Source organism: Aeromicrobium sp. P5_D10 (assembly GCF_054049535.1).
Window position 1 is genome coordinate 1 of record NZ_JBFUME010000021.1, and the last position, 4370, is coordinate 4370.

Consider the following 4370-nt stretch of genomic DNA (forward strand, 5'->3'; position numbering starts at 1 on the left):
CTTGCCGAGCCGTTCTCTCCTGCCTTGACTGATGCCCGGCGTCAGCATTACGGCCGCCTACACGACGACCTCGTCGAGACGTTTGGTAACGAGATCGGAGCAGACAAAACGGATCCTCGCCATCAAGCACTCTTTGCCGCAGCCAATGCCATGACCTGGCTCTTGATGACGCAGGACGAGCGACTCGACACCAAGCAGGCCATAGCGGTCATGAGGACTACGTTCCGAGCCGTACTGCTCGGCGCCCAGCGAAGAGCCACCCAAGACTCCTGAACGACGCCCCCCCCTGCGGCACCACCAGCTGGCCTCGATCGGTGCGGCGTCGTCATGCGGGTCGCGCAGCTTTCGAGTTGCGTGCTCAGAACCTAGAGAGGACCATCCCATCAATGAATGGAGACCGAGTAAGCGCCTTCTCGGCTGACTGGCAGGTCGAGCCGCTGTCTCCCATCCCTGAGGTACGCGCTGCCGCTTTCTTGGCCGAGCGGTTCGGGGTTGTGGGGACCCTGGAGCAGCTGGGCAGCAACCACGACCGTAACTTCCGGGTCCGATCCCAACCGGCAGGGGACGGCCGAGGGGACTACGTGCTGAAGTTCTTCAACCCAGTAACTGACAGCGCCGCACTTGTGGCGCACTGTGCGGCGATCGAGCGGGTGGCGGCGGCCATGCCTGACGTCCGGCTACCCCATGGCCGGATGGGCCTGGACGGGCGGTTCCTCCAGACCTTCCACCATGACGACTTGGATCTGGACTGCCTGCTCCTGGACTTCGTCCCAGGAGAGCCCATCATGGACAGTCGGTACCTGGCGCCACGGGTCGTCGCCCGGTTGGGGGAGCTGGCCGCTGGGGTGACCGCTGCCCTCGAAGGGTTCGAGAAGCCCCCTGCGTCTCAGCCGTCGATGTGGGACCTGCGCAATGCACTCGACGTCGTGGAGTCCTTGGCCCCACAGCTGCCGGACTCGGTGGCGAAGGAGCAGGTTCTGGACTCGGCCAGACGGGCCGGGCGCCTGGTCGAGTCACACCAAGGGCTCCTTCCCATCCAGGTGATTCACGGTGATCTCGCCGACAACAACCTGGTGTGTGAGGTCGATGTAGACGGTCGGCCACTACCGGTGGGGATCATCGACTTCGGCGACCTGATGGTGAGCTGGGCCGTATCGGAACTGGCGGTCGCCTGCACGTCGGTCTTGCACCACCACGACGCCGCTGCTGAATCGATCCTGGCAGCCGTGGTGGCCTTTGATGAGGTTCGACGACTCACCGACGAGGAACTCGAGGTCCTGTGGCCGCTGGTCGTCCTGCGCGCAGCCGTCCTGGTAGTCGCCGGCCAGAACGTCGTGCTGCGAGATGCCGACAACTCCTATGCGTCCGATGCGTTGGATCGCGAGTGGCGGATGTTCCAGGTCAGCACCTCGGTGCCTGCCGAGGTGATGACCGCGCAGCTACGCAGTGCGCTGGGACGCGCGCGCGCCGACCGCCCGCTGTCGCCGGCCAGCGTCCCGCTCTTGCCAAGCCTTGCCGGGGATCTCACGATGCTCGACCTCTCGGTCACCAGCGACGACCTGCACTCCGACAGCTGGCAGAACGACTGGGCCGAAGCAACGCTGGTCGACAACGCGCTCGCTTCCGGCGCCGCGGCGGTGTTGACCCGCCACGGCGAACATCGACTCACCCGTACCCGCATCGGCGGTCCCGACGACCTCGGCGTCGGCACCGCCACCCTCGCGCTCGGCGTCGAGGTACATCTCCCCGAGACCGTGGCCGTGCAGGCGCCCCGCTCGGGCACGGTGACCCAGGACTCCGACGACGGTCTTACCCTGACCATTGAAGGACTGCGGTTGGTCCTGCGTGGGATCGACACCGGCCGACCCGCTGGAGCGCGGTGGGAGGCGGCGGCAGGGCACCCGTTGGGAACGGTGGCTTCCCGCGCGGGCCGACGCAAACTCCACGTGCAGTTGACCCACCTGCCGACTGACGAGACCCCTGCCTTCGTCTCCCCCGAGCTCGGCGACGGGTGGTTGGTGGTCTGTCCCGACCCCACCGCGCTGATCCTCGACCGTGATGTGGCGCCGAACCTGCTCAGCAAACCCTCGAGCGTTGACCTCCTGCAACGCCGGGACCGCTCGTTTGCCACCGTCCAGGAGCACTATTACGACACACCGCCCCAGATCGAGCGAGGCTGGCGTCAGCACCTGTTCGACACGCAAGGTCGCGGCTATCTCGACATGCTCAACAACGTCACGATTGTGGGCCATGGGCACCCGCGTCTGAGTGCAGCCGTGCACCGGCAGTGGCAGCGCCTCAATACCAACTCACGCTTTCATTATTCGGCCGTCGTCGAGCTCTCCGAGCGACTGAGCTCACTGCTGCCCGACGGCCTCGACACCGTCTTCCTCGTCAACAGCGGCTCTGAAGCCGTCGACCTGGCACTCCGGCTGGCCTGGGCCACGACCGGCCGCCAGGACGTCGTCGCGGTCGCCGAGGCCTACCACGGCTGGACCTACGCCAGCGACGCGATCTCCACATCCCTGGCCGACAATCCCCATGCCGTGGACTCACGACCCAGCTGGGTCCACACCGTCCCCGCGCCCAACTCCTACCGCGGCGCCCACCGCGGACCGGACGCGGCCCACTACGGCCCAGCGGCGGCGGCGATCATTGCCGACCTGGCCGACCGCGGCCGCCCGCCTGCGGCGTTCCTGGCCGAACCCTTCTACGGCAACGCCGGCGGCATGCCCCTTCCCGACGGGTACCTGGCCGAGGTGTACGCCGCGACCCGGGCGGCCGGGGGCCTCTGCATCGCGGACGAGATCCAGGTAGGCTACGGGCGGCTGGGCACACACTTCTGGGGTTTCGAGCAGCAACAAGTCGTCCCCGACATCGTGAGTGTGGCCAAAGCGATGGGCAATGGACATCCCCTGGGTGCCGTCATCACCAGGCGGGACATCGCCGACTCGTTTCGCTCGCAAGGGTACTTCTTCTCCTCGTCAGGCGGCAGCCCGGTCAGCGCTGTGGTGGGCCTTACGGTGCTCGACATCCTTCACGACGAGAAGCTCCAGGAGAACGCTTTGCTCGTCGGCACACACCTGAAGCGCCGCCTCCAAACGCTCCAGCAGAAGCATCCCCTGATCGGAGCTGTCCATGGGTCCGGCCTTTACCTCGGCGTCGAATTCGTCCGAGACCACGGCACACTCGAGCCGGCAGCCGAGGAGACAGCCGCGATCTGCGAACGCTTGCTCGAGCTCGGCGTCGTCCTTCAACCCACGTCCGAACGCATGTGTGTACTCAAGATCAAACCGCCATTGTGCCTGACCTTGGACGATGCGGATCGCTTCGTTGTGGCCCTCGATGAGGTACTGACACACGGATGGTGAGCAGCCGGGGAAGCCGACCGCTGACGCAGGCGGCACCAGGTCAAGGCCACAGACCGTCTTGCCGTCGATCGCGATCACTCGCCGCTGGCCGATCGCGTGGGTGCGTGTCCACGTCCACTCGGTGACGAACTAAGTCGAGCCTGGCCAGGTCCAGTCGCCGAACACGCGGCGGTTCCCCCGTTGAAGTGGTTCTCGTCGCATGCCGCCTCACAGGTCAGGGCCGCAGACGCACGATGCGACTGCCCGCACAGCGTCGCGGTCCACGAACGATGCTGGTCGTCATGCCGTCGAGCGGGATGTCGCTACGTCCGTGCAGCACACAGTTGTCTTACTTCTCCGATCAGAAAGGGGGCTTGACAGATTATCGAGAAGACTACACTCTGAGTGCATTCAGTTTGGATGAGCCGCGTACTCAAGTGCCGTATCGCAGCAAACGGGTTCATCCGGAGGGCTTCTGTTGATAGATCGTTGGGGGTTTGGCCACTCTGAGGCCTCCAGCGAACAGTGACTTGCGGCCAGACGGTCGACCATAGAAGGGAACCCCCATGCGAAGTAAATCTGTGAGAGAAAGTGATGGCCGTGCTGGACGGATGTGGTCCGGCGAAGGTTTGGCCCGCAAGAACAGGGCTCGCCGCTCGCCTCGGGCGCGGCTCCTACCTGTGGCGGCAGTAGTAGCGTTCGCAACGCTGAGCGCCTGCTCATCATCCAGTGAGGCGCCTTCACAGAATGGGGGCGTGGAGAACGACCAACTTGTGACTACCCCCGCGGGCAAGGGCACGCTCTCGGAGGTCACGTGGAATCTCCCAACCGGTGAGCCGAGCTCGATTGCGCCGACACAGTCGGCCAGCAACAACAACATCCCGATTGTTTCGAACGCCTGCGACGCGCTCTTGCGGATCAACGCCAAGTATGAGATCGAGCCGGGACTTGCTGAGTCCTGGAAGTACTCGAAGGATCATCTGACGTTGACGTACACGCTTCGTTCCGGCGTCAAGTTCT

Annotated in this window: 3 protein-coding genes; all 3 read left to right on the forward strand. The window is 65.1% G+C overall.

Annotated elements, in window-relative coordinates; all coding sequences use genetic code 11:
* Positions 1-273: hypothetical protein (locus tag ACXJKC_RS21655; protein WP_456698832.1), on the forward strand; the 273-nt coding region annotated here is incomplete at its 5' end.
* Positions 274-386: 113 nt separating this feature from the next.
* Entirely contained in the window at positions 387-3371 is a 2985-nt protein-coding gene (locus ACXJKC_RS21660; protein WP_456698833.1) for an aminotransferase, read from the forward strand.
* A gap of 734 nt (positions 3372-4105) precedes the next feature.
* Positions 4106-4370 (forward strand): hypothetical protein (locus ACXJKC_RS21665; protein ID WP_456698834.1); only part of this gene is annotated, 265 nt, incomplete at its 3' end.

Coding starts and splice junctions, on each gene's coding strand:
- ACXJKC_RS21660 (WP_456698833.1), top strand. CDS start 387: ATGAATGGAGACCGAGTAAGCGCCTTCTCGGCTGACTGGCAGGTCGAG.